Source organism: Pseudomonas nicosulfuronedens, assembly GCF_005877905.1.
Classification (GTDB): Bacteria; Pseudomonadota; Gammaproteobacteria; order Pseudomonadales; family Pseudomonadaceae; genus Pseudomonas; species Pseudomonas nicosulfuronedens.
The window spans coordinates 377,724-392,658 of record NZ_SWDV01000001.1 but is presented as its reverse complement, the minus strand read 5'-3'; the positions used below and the strand labels follow the sequence as shown (position 1 = coordinate 392,658).

Genomic DNA, 14,935 nt, shown 5'->3' with positions numbered 1-14,935 from the left:
GGATTGTTGATGCCAGGGGCGTCAGGCTGAATCTCCCTCGCTCTCCGGAATCACCCACATGCTCGGCCTGCCGACCACCGCTACTGCGCCGTTCTGTCCCTCGGAAGTCAAAGGCAGCATCCAGGTCGCGGCCGGCGCGCCGTTGTGGAAACGCATCCTCCAGTTCGCCGGCCCCGGCCTGCTGGTCTCCATCGGCTACATGGACCCGGGCAACTGGGCCACCGCCATCGAAGCCGGCTCGGGATTCGGCTACCAGCTGCTGTTCGTGGTACTGCTCTCAAGTCTTGCCGGGATGGTCCTGCAGTGCCTGGCAATGCGCCTGGGGATCGTCACCGGCCAGGACCTGGCACAGCTCTCGCGCAGCCGCTACAGCCTCGGCACGGCGCGTCTGCAGTGGCTGCTGGCGGAGCTGTCGATCGTCGCCACGGACCTCGCCGAAGTGCTCGGCTGCGCCCTGGCCTTCCACCTCCTGCTGGGCGTCGACCTGGTCACCGGCGTCATCCTCACCGCCTTCGACACACTCATCGTGCTCGGCCTCAAGGGCCAGCGCTTCCGCCACCTGGAAGCGATCATGCTCGGCCTGATCGTGACCATCAGCGGCTGCTACCTGGTCGAGCTGATCCTCATCAAACCCTACTGGCCCGACGTCGCCGCCGGCTTCTTGCCCAGCTGGGACGCGGTGACCCAGCGCGAGCCGCTGTACCTGGCGATTGGCATCCTCGGTGCCACGGTGATGCCGCACAACCTCTACCTGCACTCGTCCATCGTGCAGACGCGGCAGGTCAGCGGCAGCAACGGCAAAGCTGCGGCGATCCGCCTGACGCGTATCGACACCGTGGTGTCGCTGAGCCTGGCGCTGCTGGTCAACGCGGCGATCCTGATCCTCGCCGCCGCGGCCTTCCACGAGACCGGCCACACCGGCGTCACCGAAATCCAGGACGCCTACCGCCTGCTCGAACCGCTGGTGGGCACCGGCCTGGCGGCGATCCTCTTCGGCGTCGCCCTGCTCGCCTCCGGGCAGAGCTCCACCTTCACCGGTACCATCGCCGGGCAGGTGATCATGGACGGCTTCCTGCAAATGAAGATCCCCTGCTGGCAGCGACGCCTGATCACCCGTGCCCTGGCGTTGATCCCGGCACTGATCGGCGTGGTGATGCTCGGCGACAAGGCCGTGGGCAAGCTGCTGGTGATGAGCCAGGTGGTGCTCAGCCTGCAATTGCCCTTCGCGCTCTGGCCTTTGATCCGCTTCACCAGCGATCGCGCGCTGATGGGCGAGTTCGCCAACTCCCTGCTCACCCGCCTCCTGGCCTGGGGCTTGTTCTGCGTCATCAGCGCGGCCAATCTCTGGCTGCTCGTGCAACTGCTGGCTTGACCTGACCCTCGGGTTTGAGGCCCATTAGTGCGCTGACATTCAGGACGGATGCCATTTCATGTCGAACCAAAGGCAGTACCCGCGTACCCCGATGAAGTGCCGGATTAAGATCAGCCATCCCAGCTTCGGTGATGTGTTCGGCCATACCCGTGATCTGTCCGACGGCGGCGTCTACGTTCGCCACGAAGTGCTCGCCGCCTTGCCTGCCGGTACGCGGGTCACCGGCCAGGTGCAGGACATGCCCTTCGATGCACCCATCCTGGAGATGGAAGTGATGCGTACCGACGCCGAGGGCGCGGGTTTCCGCTTCGTCGGCAACGCCTGACGTCTGTCCTCCGCATGGGGCTGTTCGTGGTGGCAGGCGCCGGTCGCCGCTGAACAAAAAACGTCCAGAAAAACCTGACTTCCAGGTCCGGATCGTATACAATGCGCGCCGCTCGGCATGGTGCCGGGCATGGGTTCCCTCACCCCATCGACGAAAAAGGCCCAAAGCATGTCGGCATCCCTTCCGGCGGCAAGGCGCGGCGCACTCGCCGGTCTGGTCGCGTTCCACATCCTGATCATCATTGCCAGCAACTATCTGGTGCAGCTGCCAATGACCCTCTTTGGCTGGCATACCACCTGGGGCGCATTCAGCTTCCCGTTCATCTTCCTGGCCACCGACCTTACTGTCCGCCTGCTCGGCAAGCGCCCGGCACGGCTGGTCATCGCGCGGGTGATGGTTCCGGCGCTGCTGGCTTCCTACGTGATCTCGGTGATCTTCCAGGAAGGTGCCTTCCGAGGCTTCGCCTCCCTGGGCGAATTCAACACCTTCGTCGCGCGGATTTCCCTGGCCAGCTTCCTGGCCTACGTATTCGGCCAGATCCTCGACATCCAGGTCTTCGATCGCCTGCGCCGCATGCGCCAGTGGTGGATCGCCCCGGTGGTTTCGACCCTGTTCGGCAACCTGCTGGACACTTTCACCTTCTTCTCCATCGCCTTCTGGCACAGCGACAACCCCTTCATGGCGGAGCACTGGGTGGAGATCGCCTGGGTCGACTACGGCGTGAAGCTGGCGGTGATGCTGATGCTGTTCGTGCCGCTCTACGGCATGCTGCTGAGCGCCATCACCCGCAACCTGCGCCGGCAACCCTCGGTGGCCTGAGGCCGCAAGAGAGGCATCGGCACTGAACGGCCGAGCATGACAAAGGGCGCCTAGGCGCCCTTTGTCTTGTCCAGCTTGCGCAGGAACACCGTCATTTCCTTCTCCGCCTGCTTGTCGCCGTGGGCTTGTGCGGCGGCGAGGCCGTCGGTCCAGGCGGTGCGCGCGCCGTCCAGGTCGCCCTGGGCCTGCAGCGCTTTGCCCAGCAGCTTCCAGGCAGCAGAATACTTGGGGTCCTGCTCCACGCAGCGGCGCAGGTGTTCGCTGGCCCTGGCGGCATCACCGGCGTCCAGGTAGCCCTTGCCCAGGCCGAAGCGCAGCAGCGAATTGTCCACGCCCTTGGCGAGCATCTTTTCCAGCGAGTCGATCATGGCGAGCCTCCGTCAGCAGGCCGCCATTCTGCCTCAAGATCAGTGCCTCAAGTGCGCCAGAAGGCGGGCGTGAGCAGGATCAGCAAGGAGAACACCTCCAGCCGCCCGAGCACCATCGCCAGGCTCAGCACCAGTTTGGCGCTGGCTGGCAGGCTGCCATAGTGCACGGCGGCTTCGCCCAGCGCCGGGCCCAGGTTGTTCAGGCAGGAGGCGAGCGTGGAGAACGCGGTGAGCTGATCCACGCCCAGCGCCAGCAGCACCAGCATCAGGCTGACGAAGGTCAGCAGGTAGATCGAGAAGAACGCCCACACCGACTCCACCACACGGTCGGGTACCGTGCGCCGCCCGAGTTTCACCAGGAACACCCCGTTCGGGTGCAGCAGGCGGAGGAATTCGCGCATGCCCTGGCGGTAGACCAGCAGCATGCGCATCACTTTCATGCCGCCTCCGGTGGAGCCGGCGCAGGCGCCGATGAAGGTGCTGTACAGGAGCAGGTAGGGCAACAGGGTCGGCCAGCTGCTGAAGTCGGCGAGGCCGAAGCCGGTGGTGGTCGCCACCGAGATCACCATGAACGCGGCGTAGCGGATCGACTGCAGCGGCGAGTCGTAGTGGTGCTTGAGGATCAGCGTCGCCGCGGTGATCAGGAACAGCACCAGCAGGATACCGAGGTAGGCCCGGCACTCGGTGTCCTTCAGGTAGTGCCGCAGGCTGCGTTGGCGCCAGGCGAGGAAGTGCAGGCTGAAGTTGATCCCGGAAATCACCAGGAAGGTCATGCAGATCAGCTCGATCAGCGGGCTGCCGAAGTAGCCGATGCTGGCGTCATGGGTGGAAAAGCCGCCGATGGCGATGGTGGAGAAACTGTGTCCTACGGCGTCGAACAGCTTCATGCCGGCCGCCCAGTAGGCCAGCGCGCAGGCCAGGGTCAGGCCGCAGTAGAGGAACCAGAGCGTCTTGGCGGTATCGGCGATGCGCGGCGAGAGCTTGTGCTCCTTCAGCGGGCCGGGCATTTCCGCGCGATACAGCTGCATGCCGCCGATGCCGAGCATCGGCATCACTGCCACTGCCAGCACCACGATGCCCATGCCGCCCAGCCATTGCAGCTGCTGGCGGTAGTAGAGGATGGCGTGGGGCAGCGAATCCAGGCCGGTGAGCACGGTGGCGCCGGTGGTGCTGAGTCCGGAGAAAGACTCGAACAGCGCATCGACCACGCCCATGTGCGGCGCGTCCGATAGCGCGAACGGCAAGGCGCCGAAGGAACCCAGCACGATCCAGAACAGCGCCGTCACCAGGTAGCCGTCGCGGATGCGCAGGTCCTGCTTGTGTCGCCGGCACGGCCACCAGATGGCGAAGCCGGTCAGCAGTGTGACCAGAAACGACAGTGCGAAGGGCTGCCAGGAGCGTTCGGCGTAATGAAGGTCCACGAGCAGGGGCGGCAGGTGCGTGGCGCTGAACAGCATCAGCAGCACGCCGAGGATTCGACCGATGGAGGAGTAGCGCATGACCGGAGGCTGGCTAGCAGGAACAGGCCGCGCAGGGTGACAAGAGACGTGAAGTGGCGCAGTAGGACCTGTCTGAATCCGTCTGGGATTGATCTGGCGGGCCGCTAAATGGCGGCCCGCCCGTCGATCAGAAGAAGGTCAGGCCGGCCTGGAACAGTCGCTCGACGTCGCGGATGCGCTTCTTGTCCACCACGAAGAGGATCACGTGGTCGCCAGATTCGATCTTCGTCTCGCCGTGGGCGATCAGCACGTCGTCGTCGCGGATCACCGCGCCGATGGTGGTGCCCGGCGGCAGCTGCACTTCGTTGATCTTGCGGCCGATCACCTTGCTCGACTTGGCGTCGCCGTGGGCGACCACCTCGATGGCCTCGGCGGCGCCGCGGCGCAGGGAGTGCACGCTCTCGATGTCGCCCCGGCGTACGTGGGTGAGCAACGTGCCGATGGTGGCCAGCTGGGGGCTGATGGCGATGTCGATCTCACCGCCCTGCACCAGGTCGACGTAGGCGGGGTTGTTGATCAGCGTCATCACCTTGCGCGCGCCCAGGCGCTTGGCCAGCAGCGAGGACATGATGTTGGCCTCGTCGTCGTTGGTCAGGGCGAGGAACAGGTCGGTGTCGCCGATGTTCTCTTCCAGCAGCAGGTCGCGGTCCGAGGCGCTGCCCTGCAGCACGATGGAGCTGTCCAGGCTGTCGGAGAGGTGTCGGCAGCGCGCCGGGTTCATCTCGATGATCTTCACCTGGTAGCGGCTCTCGATGGCCTCGGCCAGGCGCTCGCCGATGTTGCCGCCGCCGGCGATGATGATCCGCTTGTAGCTGTCCTCCAGCCGGCGCATCTCGCCCATCACCGCGCGGATGTGGGCCTTGGCGGCGATGAAGAACACCTCGTCGTCGGCCTCGATCACCGTGTCGCCCTGGGGAATGATCGGCCGGTTGCGCCGGTAGATCGCCGCCACGCGGGTATCGGCGTTGGGCATGTGCTCGCGCAGCTGGCGCAGTTCCTGCCCCACCAGCGGGCCGCCGTAGTAGGCGCGGATGCCCACCAGCTGGGCCTTGCCTTCGGCGAAGTCGATCACCTGCAGGGCGCCGGGATACTCCACCAGGCGCTTGATGTAGTTGGTCACCACCTGCTCGGGGCTGATCAGCACATCGACCGGGATCGCCTCGTTGTCGAACAGCCCCGCGCGGGTCAGGTACGCCGCCTCGCGGACGCGGGCGATCCGCGTTGGGGTATTGAACAGGGTGTAGGCGACCTGGCAGGCCACCATGTTCACCTCGTCGCTGTTGGTCACCGCCACCAGCATGTCGGCGTCGTCGGCGCCGGCCTGGCGCAGCACGGTGGGGAACGAGGCCTTGCCGTGGACGGTACGGATGTCCAGGCGGTCGTTGAGGTCGCGCAGGCGTTCGCCGTCGGTGTCGACCACGGTGATGTCGTTGGCTTCGCTGGCCAGGTGCTCGGCCAGAGTGCCGCCGACCTGGCCGGCACCGAGGATGATGATCTTCATGGAGCAGGGTGCTTTCCGTTTCGATCCGTTGGGAGTCGGCGGCTGTTACTTCGCCGAAATCTTGATCAGCTTGGCATAGTAGAAACCGTCATGCCCGCCTTGCTGCGGCAACAGCTGGCGGCCGTGAGGCTGCTTGAGGCCCCAGGGACCGGGCAGGTCCAGCTCGCGGGCGCCGGGAGTGCGACCGAGGAACGCGGCGATCTGCTCGCTGTTCTCCTGCGGCATCACCGAGCACGTCGCATAGACCATCACGCCGCCGACCTCGAGGGTCGCCCACAGCGCGTCGAGCAGCTCGCCTTGCAGCTTTGCCAGCGCCTCGATGTCCTCGGCGGTGCGGGTCAGCTTGATGTCCGGGTGACGACGGATCACGCCCGTGGCGGAGCACGGCGCGTCCAGCAGGATGCGCTGGAAGGGTTTGCCGTCCCACCAGGCCGCGGTGTCGCGGGCATCGGCGGCGAACAGCTGGGCGTCGAGTTGCAGGCGCGCGAGGTTTTCGCGTACGCGCACCAGGCGGCTTTCTTCCAGGTCCACGGCGACCACGCCGGCCAGCGCGGGCTCGGCTTCCATCAGGTGGCAGGTCTTGCCGCCGGGGGCGCAGCAGGCGTCCAGCACGCGCTGGTTCGGCGCCAGTTCCAGCAGGTCGGCGGCCAGCTGCGCAGCTTCGTCCTGCACGCTGACGCGGCCTTCGGCGAAGCCAGGCAGCTCGCGTACATCGCATGGCTGCACGAGGTTGATGCCATCGCGGCTGAACTCGCAGGCGGTCGCTTCGAAGCCGACGCGGTTCAGCTCTTCCAGATAGGCATCGCGGCTGCCGTGGCGGCGGTTCACCCGCAGGGTCATCGGCGGGTGGGCGTTGTTGGCGGCGCAAATGGCCTCGAACTGCTCCGGCCAGGACTTCTTCAGGGCCTTCTGCAGCCAGCGCGGGTGTGCCAGGCGCGCGGCCGGGTCCTTGTCGACCTCGGCCAGCAGGGTTTCGCTCTCGCGCTGGGCGCGGCGCAGCACGGCGTTGAGCAGGCCCTTGGCCCAGGGCTTCTTCAGCTTGTCCGCGCAGCCGACGGTCTCGCCGATGGCCGCGTGCGGGGGAATACGGGTGTAGAGCAGCTGGTAGAGGCCGACCAGCAGTAGCGCCTCGACGTCACGGTCGCCGGCCTTGAACGGCTTCTGCAGCAGGCGAGCGGCGAGGGTGGACAGACGCGGTTGCCAGCGGGCGGCGCCAAAGGCCAGCTCCTGCACCAGGCCACGGTCACGCGGCTCGACGTTCTCCAGCTGGGTCGGCAGCGAGCTGCCCAGCGAGGCGCGGCCGGCGAGGACTGCGGCCAGCGCTCGGGCGGCCGCCAGGCGAGGATTGGTACTCATGCGCCCTGCCCTTGTTGTCCCAGCACCTGTCCAGGTGCGAACTGCTCGCGGCGGCTGTTGAACAGGTCGGCGAAGGCCAGCGGCTTGCCGCCGGGCAGTTGCAGGCGGGTCAGCAGCAGCGCGCCCTCACCGCAGGCGACCAGCAGGCCGTCGCGGCTGGCACCGAGGATCTTGCCCGGCTCGCCCTTGCCCTCTGCCGGCTTGGCGCCGAGCACTTTCAGCGCGGCTTCGCCGAGGGTGGTATGGCACACCGGCCAGGGCGTGAAGGCGCGGATGCGGCGCTCCAGTTCGTCGGCCGGGTGGGTCCAGTCGATGCGCGCCTCTTCCTTGTTCAGCTTGTGCGCGTAGGTGGCCAGGGCGTCATCCTGCACCTCGCCTTTGAGCGTGCCCACGGCGAGGCCGGAGATGGCTTCGACGACGGCTTTCGGGCCGAGCTCAGCCAAACGGTCGTGGAGGCTGCCGCCGGTGTCGTCAGCGGTAATCGCTGTGCTGACCTTGAGCAGCATCGGCCCGGTGTCCAGGCCCGCTTCCATCTGCATCACGGTGACGCCGCTTTCGGCATCGCCCGTCTCCACCGCGCGCTGGATCGGCGCGGCGCCGCGCCAGCGCGGCAGCAGCGAGGCGTGGCTGTTGATGCAGCCCAGGCGCGGGATATCCAGCACCAGCTGCGGCAGGATCAGGCCGTAGGCGACCACCACCATCAGGTCCGGCTTGAGCGCGGCCAGCTCGGCCTGGGCGTCAGCGTCGCGCAGGGTCGGCGGCTGCAGCACCGGCAGGCCGTTCTCCACGGCGAGCTGTTTGACCGGGCTGGGCATCAGCTTCTGGCCACGGCCCGCCGGGCGGTCCGGCTGGGTGTAGACGGCGACGATCTCGTGCGGCGTATCCAGCAGGGCCTTGAGGTGTTCGGCGGCGAATTCCGGGGTGCCGGCGAAGACGATGCGCAGTGCTTGGCTCATATCGGGCTCACAAAAAACAAAAGGCTTGCCGGGGCAAGCCTTTGGGGGATGGGGTCACGCCTGTTGCCGGTGCTGCTTTTCCAGCTTCTTGCGGATGCGGTCGCGCTTGAGGTTGGACAGGTAGTCGACGAACAGCTTGCCGTTGAGGTGATCGCACTCGTGCTGGATGCACACGGCGAGCAGGCCCTCGGCCACTTCCTCGAACGGATTGCCATCGCGGTCCTGGGCCTTGATCCGCACTTTCTGCGGACGGTCTACATTTTCGTAGAAGCCGGGTACCGACAGGCAGCCTTCCTGGTACTGGTCCATTTCCTCGGTGAGGAATTCGAACTCCGGGTTGATGTAGACCCGGGGTTCGGACTTGTCCTCGGACAGGTCCATCACCACGACGCGCTTGTGCACGTTGATCTGCGTCGCCGCAAGACCGATGCCCGGCGCCTCGTACATGGTCTCGAACATGTCGTCGATCAGCGTACGCAGGGCGTCATCGAAGACCGTGACCGGCTTGGCGATGGTCCGCAGGCGCGGATCGGGGAATTCGAGAATGTTCAGAATGGCCATATACGTTTGTGATGCACTTGTGGAATAAAGTCAAAATCGGCTGCTAATATGCTGAGCAGCATCGAAAAACGGCTGGAAAGCGCGGTAGGGGCGGCTTCCAGGCGTTTCATGTGTACACATAATAAAGGGATTCACCGCATGAGGAAAACACTACTCGCCCTGCTGCTGCTCGCCGCAGGCGGGGTGGCGCAGGCTGCCGTGCAGCTCAAGGAAGGCCATCCGGATCGCTACACCGTAGTGAAGGGCGACACCCTCTGGGACATCTCCGGCAAGTTCCTCAGCAAGCCGTGGAAGTGGCCGGAAATCTGGCAGGTGAATCCGCAGATTCAGAACCCGCACCTGATCTACCCGGGTGACGTGCTGAGCCTTACCTATATCGACGGCCAGCCACGCCTGATGCTCAACCGCGGCGAATCGCGCGGGACCATCAAGCTGTCGCCGCGGGTGCGCAGCACCCCGATCGCCGAGGCGATCCCGACCATCCCGCTGGACAAGATCAACGCCTTCCTGCTGTCCAACCGTATCGTCGACAGTGACGCCGACTTCTCCAACGCCCCCTATGTGGTCGCGGGCGACCAGGAAAGCGTGATCAGCGGCGCCGGCGACCGTGCCTACGCTCGTGGCAACGCACTGTCCGAAGAGGGCAGCTACGGCATCTTCCGCCAGGCGAAGGTCTACCGCGACCCGGAAACCAACGAAGTCCTGGGCATCGACGCCATGGACGTCGGCAGCAGCAATGTCACGGCGAAGGAAGGCGATATCGCTACCCTGAACCTGACCCGCACGACCCAGGAAGTCCGTCCGGGCGACCGCCTGTTCCCCACCGAGGAACGTGCGATCACCTCGACCTTCATGCCCAGCGAACCGAGCACTCCGATCAAGGGCATCATCATCGACGTGCCGCGTGGCGTGACCCAGATCGGCAAGTACGACGTGGTGACCATCGACAAGGGTACTCGCGATGGCCTGGCCGAAGGCAACGTGCTGGCGATCTACAAGCTGGGCGAAACCGTGCGCGACCGCGTTACCGAAGAGATGGTGAAGATCCCGGACGAGCGCTCTGGCCTGGTGATGATCTTCCGCACCTACAACCGTCTGAGCTACGGCCTGGTGCTGAGCGCCACCCGTTCGCTGGAAGTCAACGATCGCGTCCTGAACCCCTGATCGACGCATGAGTTGAAGAAAACCCCGCTTCGGCGGGGTTTTTTGTGGGCGCGATCCGGAAGGGTCCGACAGCGGGGGCGCCACCCGGCGCGGCATAGTCCGGGCGTCTTCCCCACGCCAAGGACTGCGCCATGCCCCTCGATCCGACCCTTTCTCCGTCCGAACTCGAAGCGCGGCTGCGCCTGCATGGATTGCCCGAACTGGGGCCCCGGCGCTTTCGCCGTTTGCTGGGGGCCTTCGGCTCGGCTTCCGCCGCCTTGAGCGCGCCGGCGGCGGCCTGGCGCTCCCTGGGATTGCCCGCCGTTTGCGCGGAACCACGCCGCGATGCCGCCATCCGCGAGCAGGCGGCCAAGGCGCTGCACTGGCTGGAGGCGCCCGAGCATCATCTGGTCATGTGGGACGCGCCAGCTTACCCCGCCCTGCTCGCCGAACTGGATGATGCGCCGCCGCTTCTGTTCCTGGCCGGCGATCCTCGCCTGCTGGAGCGGCCGCAGCTGGCGATGGTCGGCAGTCGCCGGGCCAGCAAACCGGGGTTGGATACCGCACGGGCCTTCGCCCGCAGCTTGGCCGGCGGTGGCTTCGTGATCACCAGCGGGCTGGCGCTGGGCATCGACGGCGCGGCCCATGAAGGGGCACTGGAGGCCGATGGCAAGACCGTTGCCGTACTGGGCACAGGCCTGGAGCATCTCTATCCGCGTCGTCACCTCGGGCTGGCGAAACGCATCGTCGAGCAGGGCGGAGCGGTGATCTCGGAGCTGCCGCTGAACTGCGCGCCCCAGGCTTCGAACTTCCCACGGCGCAACCGGATCATCAGCGGCCTCTCCCTGGGCACGCTGGTGGTGGAAGCCAGCCCGTCCAGCGGGTCGCTGATCACCGCGCGACTGGCTGCCGAGCAGGGCCGCGAGGTCTATGCAATTCCCGGCTCCATCCACCACCCCGGCGCGCGTGGATGCCACGAGCTGATCCGCCAGGGAGCGATGCTGGTGGAGACGGTCGAGCACATCCTCGAAGGGCTGCAGGGATGGACGCAAGGCGTTCCGACGGTTGAGGTCGCGCCAGCGTTGCCGCCGCACCCTCTGGTCGATCTGCTGCGCGCCGCGCCGCAAAGCAGTGAGCATCTGGCCTTGCGTAGCGGTCTGGAACTACCGCAGGTGCTGGTGGAGCTCACCGAGCTGGAGCTGGACGGGCGGGTGGCCTGCGAGGCCGGCGTCTGGGTGCATCGCGCCCCCTGAGCACGTAAACTGCCGCGCATCGCAGACCTGAGGAATTCATGATGTACAGCAACTGGCGTACCCAGCGCATGGCCCAGGTCGTGCGCGATGGCGGTGTGATCGCTTACCCGACCGAAGCCGTCTGGGGCCTGGGCTGCGACCCGTGGAGCGCCGATGCCGTGTACCGCCTGCTGGCGATCAAGGCGCGCCCGGTGGAAAAGGGCATGATCGTGGTGGCCGGCGACATCCGCCAGTTCGACTTTCTCCTGGAGGACCTGCCCGAAGCCTGGCAGGAGAAACTTGCCGCCAGTTGGCCGGGCCCGAACACCTGGTTGGTACCGCATCAGGGCCGCCTGCCAGAGTGGGTGACCGGCGAGCACGATACCGTCGCCCTGCGCGTCACCGACCATCCGCTGGTGCGCGAGCTGTGCCGCTTCACCGGCCCGCTGATCTCGACCTCCGCCAACCCTGCCGGCCGCCCCGCTGCGCGCAGTCGCCTGCGCGTCGAGCAGTACTTCCGTGGCGAACTGGATGGCGTGCTCGGTGGCGCCCTGGGCGGGCGCCGTAATCCGAGCCTTATTCGTGACCTGCGCACTGGCGAGACGGTTCGCCCGTCATAGGCTGGAGAGCCGGGCGTCCTCCTCGCTCCTACAGGTTGCTTCCGCTCTTGTAGGAGCGAGCTTGCTCGCGAACGCTCTTCAGATCAGGGCAGCAGGATGGTCGACCCGGTGGTACGCCGCGCCGCCAGCTCGGTCTGCGCCTTGGCCGCTTCCGCCAGGGCGAAGCGCTGGTTGATCTCCACCTTCACCTTGCCGCTGGTGATCATGCCGAACAGGTCGTCGGCCATGGCCTGCAGGCGCTCCGGCGTGCTGGCGTAACCGAACAGCGTCGGGCGGGTGACATAGAGCGAACCCTTCTGCGAGAGGATGCCCAGGTTCACCCCTTCCACCGGGCCGGAGGCGTTGCCGAAGCTCACCACCAGACCGCGCTGCGCGGTGCAGTCCAGCGAGGTCAGCCAGGTGTCCTTGCCTACCGAGTCATAGACCACCGGGCACTTCTTGCCGTCGGTCAGCGCCAGTACGCGTTCCACCACGTTCTCGTGGCTGTAGTCGATGGTTGCCCAGGCGCCGTGGGCTTTCGCGAGCTCCGCCTTGGCAGTCGAACTCACGGTGCCGATGAGGTGTGCGCCGATGGCCTTCGCCCACTGGCAGGCGATCAGCCCGACACCGCCGGCGGCCGCGTGCCAGAGAATGGTCTGGCCCGGCTGCACGTTGTAGGTCTGGCGCAGCAGATACTGCACGGTCAGGCCCTTGAGCATGACGGCGGCGGCCTGCTCGAAGGTGATCGCATCCGGCAGCTTCACCACGCTGGCCGCCGGCAGCACATGCTGCTCGCTGTACGCGCCCAGTGGGCCAGTGGCGTAGCCGACGCGGTCGCCGACCTTCACGTTGATCACCGCGCTGCCCACCGCTTCCACCTCGCCTGCGCCCTCGGTGCCGACACCGGACGGCATGCTCGGCGCGGGGTACAGGCCGCTGCGGTAGTAGGTGTCGATGAAGTTCAGGCCGATGGCGCGGTTGCGCACCCGCACCTCGTTCGGGCCGGGCTCGGCCGGGGTGTAGTCGACTATCTCGAGGACTTCCGGGCCGCCGGTCTTGGCGAATTGAACACGCTTGGCCATGTCGCTCTCCTGATGGCGCGAGGCCCTGCCTCGCCGGGGAAAAGACTTTCATCCAAGCCGGACGTCGGACGGGCGTCAAGACCAGCTTTGCCAGCGACGATGGTATGCTGGCGCCCGTTTTCGACCCTGAACCCCGCTCCGGCCCGCGCCACGCGTGGCTTTCCCGCTCCAAGGTGATTCTCGTGACCGACCGCATCGAGGCCGTGAAGGCCTACCTGCTCGACCTGCAAGACCGCATCTGCGCCGCACTCGAAGCCGAGGACGGCAGTGCCCGTTTCGTCGAGGACGCCTGGCAGCGTCCGGCGGGCGGCGGTGGTCGGACGCGGGTGATCGGTGACGGCGCGCTGATCGAGAAGGGCGGTGTGAACTTCTCCCACGTCTTCGGTGCCGGCTTGCCGCCGAGCGCCAGCGCGCACCGCCCGGAACTGGCAGGTCGTGGCTTCCAGGCGCTGGGCGTGTCGCTGGTGATCCACCCGACCAACCCCCACGTGCCGACCTCCCACGCCAATGTGCGCTTCTTCATCGCCGAGAAGGAAGGTGAAGAGGCTGTGTGGTGGTTCGGTGGCGGCTTCGACCTGACGCCCTACTACGCCCACGAAGAAGACTGCGTGCTCTGGCACCAGGTCGCCCGCGATGCCTGCGCGCCCTTCGGCGAGGACGTCTACCCGCGCTACAAGGAGTGGTGCGACCGCTACTTCCACATCAAGCATCGCAACGAGCCACGCGGTGTCGGCGGCCTGTTCTTCGACGACCTGAACCAGTGGGACTTCGACACCAGCTTCGCCTTCCTGCGCGCCATCGGCGATGCCTACATCGACGCCTACCTGCCCATCGTGCGCAAGCGCAAGGACACTCCTTATACCGAGCAGCAGCGCGAGTTCCAGGCTTTCCGCCGTGGCCGCTACGTCGAGTTCAACCTGGTCTACGACCGCGGCACCCTGTTCGGCCTGCAGTCGGGCGGGCGCACCGAGTCGATCCTCATGTCGCTGCCGCCGCAGGTGCGCTGGGGTTACGACTGGAAACCCGAGCCGGGCAGCGAGGAAGCACGCCTGACCGAGTACTTCCTCACCGACCGGGACTGGCTGGCTGGCGCCTGATGGGTATCGCCTAGGGTCCATCCATCCTACGGGGCTGATCGGTATGCGTAGGATGGCGTGGAGCGCAGCGATACCCATCACCTCCCCCTCGAATCTTCCACGACCAGAAAATCTCCAGGACTTCCCATGGACCGCTACTGCGTCTTCGGCAATCCCATCGGCCACAGCAAGTCGCCGCAGATCCACCGCCTGTTCGCCGAGCAGACCGGCCAGGCGTTGAGTTATGACGCGAGGCTGGCACCGCTGGATGATTTCGCCGGGAACGCCCGCGAATTCTTTGTCGAGGGCCTGGGCGGCAACGTTACCGTACCGTTCAAGGAAGACGCCTACCGACTGGCCACCGAGCTGAGCGAACGTGCGCGTCGGGCTGGCGCGGTAAATACCCTGAAGAAGCTCGAAGGCGGCGGACTGCTGGGCGACAACACCGACGGCGCCGGGCTGACCCGAGACCTCAGGGTGAACCATGGCGTCGTCCTGCGCGGTGCGCGCATCCTGGTGCTGGGCGCGGGCGGTGCCGTGCGCGGCATCCTCGAACCCTTCCTCGGCCAGCAGCCGGCCTGCATCGTCATTGCCAACCGCACGGCGTCGAAGGCCGAGCAACTGGCCGGGGAGTTCAAGGATCTAGGCGATGTGCGTGGCGGCGGGTTTGACCTGCGCGACGAGCCGTTCGACCTGATCGTCAACGGCACCTCGGCTTCCCTGGCCGGCGAGCTGCCGCCCATCGATCCCGCGCTGATCAAACCGGGGCATACCGTCTGCTACGACATGATGTACGGCAAGGACGTGACGGCCTTCAACCGCTGGGCCGCCGAGCATGGCGCGGCGCGCTGCATCGACGGGCTGGGCATGCTGGTGGAGCAGGCGGCGGAAGCCTTCTTGCTGTGGCGCGGTGTGCGGCCGGATTCGGCACCGGTCCTCGAGGAGTTGCGTCGTCAGCTCAAGGGCTGACACCCGCGGTACGGACCGGCTTCCTGTAGGAGCGAGCTTGCTCGCGAACCAGCGCCCAGCAGCGGAGCAGCCTGGAA

Annotated in this window: 15 protein-coding genes; 8 read left to right on the top strand and 7 right to left on the bottom strand. The window is 66.5% G+C overall.

Annotated features, from left to right (window positions below; all coding sequences use genetic code 11):
* Positions 1-58: 58 nt before the first annotated feature.
* From FAS41_RS01955 to FAS41_RS01945, 3 genes are all read left to right on the top strand, one after another.
* Positions 59-1,372 (top strand): Nramp family divalent metal transporter, encoded by a 1,314-nt coding sequence (locus FAS41_RS01955; protein WP_138520013.1) that lies wholly within the window; start codon positions 59-61, stop codon positions 1,370-1,372.
* A gap of 58 nt (positions 1,373-1,430) precedes the next feature.
* The gene (locus FAS41_RS01950) at positions 1,431-1,697 is read left to right on the top strand and encodes a PilZ domain-containing protein (protein ID WP_138520012.1); all 267 of its coding nucleotides are present in this window, start codon (positions 1,431-1,433) and stop codon (positions 1,695-1,697) included.
* A gap of 168 nt (positions 1,698-1,865) precedes the next feature.
* Positions 1,866-2,516 carry a 7-cyano-7-deazaguanine/7-aminomethyl-7-deazaguanine transporter gene (locus FAS41_RS01945; RefSeq protein WP_138520011.1) on the top strand — a complete coding sequence of 217 codons (651 nt, stop codon included), beginning with the start codon at positions 1,866-1,868 and terminating at the stop codon, positions 2,514-2,516.
* A gap of 50 nt (positions 2,517-2,566) precedes the next feature.
* Here the strand turns inward: FAS41_RS01945 and FAS41_RS01940 are convergent, their stop codons facing one another.
* The 6 genes from FAS41_RS01940 to def form a co-directional block, all read right to left on the bottom strand.
* Positions 2,567-2,884 (bottom strand): tetratricopeptide repeat protein, encoded by a 318-nt coding sequence (locus FAS41_RS01940; protein WP_138520010.1) that lies wholly within the window; start codon positions 2,882-2,884, stop codon positions 2,567-2,569.
* A gap of 47 nt (positions 2,885-2,931) precedes the next feature.
* Complete coding sequence (locus FAS41_RS01935; protein WP_138520009.1) at positions 2,932-4,383, bottom strand: TrkH family potassium uptake protein; 1,452 nt, start codon at positions 4,381-4,383, stop codon at positions 2,932-2,934.
* A gap of 127 nt (positions 4,384-4,510) precedes the next feature.
* Positions 4,511-5,884, bottom strand: a complete 1,374-nt coding sequence (gene trkA, locus FAS41_RS01930) for a Trk system potassium transporter TrkA (protein WP_017518880.1) — start codon at positions 5,882-5,884, stop codon at positions 4,511-4,513.
* Between the two features lie 45 nt (positions 5,885-5,929).
* Positions 5,930-7,240: a 16S rRNA (cytosine(967)-C(5))-methyltransferase RsmB gene (gene rsmB, locus FAS41_RS01925; RefSeq protein WP_138520008.1), complete on the bottom strand. Its 1,311-nt coding sequence runs from the start codon at positions 7,238-7,240 to the stop codon at positions 5,930-5,932.
* Positions 7,237-8,196: a methionyl-tRNA formyltransferase gene (gene fmt / locus FAS41_RS01920; protein ID WP_138520007.1), complete on the bottom strand. Its 960-nt coding sequence runs from the start codon at positions 8,194-8,196 to the stop codon at positions 7,237-7,239. The genes rsmB and fmt overlap by 4 nt, the downstream gene beginning before the upstream one ends.
* 54 nt (positions 8,197-8,250) lie before the next feature.
* Positions 8,251-8,757 carry a peptide deformylase gene (gene def / locus FAS41_RS01915; protein ID WP_138520006.1) on the bottom strand — a complete coding sequence of 169 codons (507 nt, stop codon included), beginning with the start codon at positions 8,755-8,757 and terminating at the stop codon, positions 8,251-8,253.
* Between the two features lie 138 nt (positions 8,758-8,895).
* Between def and FAS41_RS01910 the strand changes: the two genes are divergently transcribed.
* From FAS41_RS01910 to tsaC, 3 genes are all read left to right on the top strand, one after another.
* Positions 8,896-9,921, top strand: coding sequence for a LysM peptidoglycan-binding domain-containing protein (locus tag FAS41_RS01910; RefSeq protein ID WP_138520005.1), 1,026 nt, complete (start codon positions 8,896-8,898; stop codon positions 9,919-9,921).
* A 131-nt stretch (positions 9,922-10,052) separates the two neighbouring features.
* On the top strand, positions 10,053-11,153 hold the full coding sequence (gene dprA / locus FAS41_RS01905; RefSeq protein ID WP_138520004.1) for a DNA-processing protein DprA: 1,101 nt from the start codon (positions 10,053-10,055) through the stop codon (positions 11,151-11,153).
* A 41-nt stretch (positions 11,154-11,194) separates the two neighbouring features.
* Positions 11,195-11,752 carry an L-threonylcarbamoyladenylate synthase type 1 TsaC gene (tsaC, locus tag FAS41_RS01900; protein WP_138520003.1) on the top strand — a complete coding sequence of 186 codons (558 nt, stop codon included), beginning with the start codon at positions 11,195-11,197 and terminating at the stop codon, positions 11,750-11,752.
* A gap of 83 nt (positions 11,753-11,835) precedes the next feature.
* On the opposite strand, the gene FAS41_RS01895 is transcribed toward tsaC, so the two are convergent.
* Complete coding sequence (locus FAS41_RS01895) at positions 11,836-12,813, bottom strand: NADPH:quinone reductase (protein WP_138520002.1); 978 nt, start codon at positions 12,811-12,813, stop codon at positions 11,836-11,838.
* 182 nt (positions 12,814-12,995) lie between these two features.
* Here FAS41_RS01895 and hemF point away from each other — a divergent pair, with 182 nt between their 5' ends.
* Entirely contained in the window at positions 12,996-13,910 is a 915-nt protein-coding gene (gene hemF / locus FAS41_RS01890) for an oxygen-dependent coproporphyrinogen oxidase (RefSeq protein ID WP_138520001.1), read from the top strand.
* A 126-nt stretch (positions 13,911-14,036) separates the two neighbouring features.
* Positions 14,037-14,858, top strand: a complete 822-nt coding sequence (gene aroE / locus FAS41_RS01885) for a shikimate dehydrogenase (RefSeq protein ID WP_138520000.1) — start codon at positions 14,037-14,039, stop codon at positions 14,856-14,858.
* Positions 14,859-14,935: the final 77 nt, after the last annotated feature.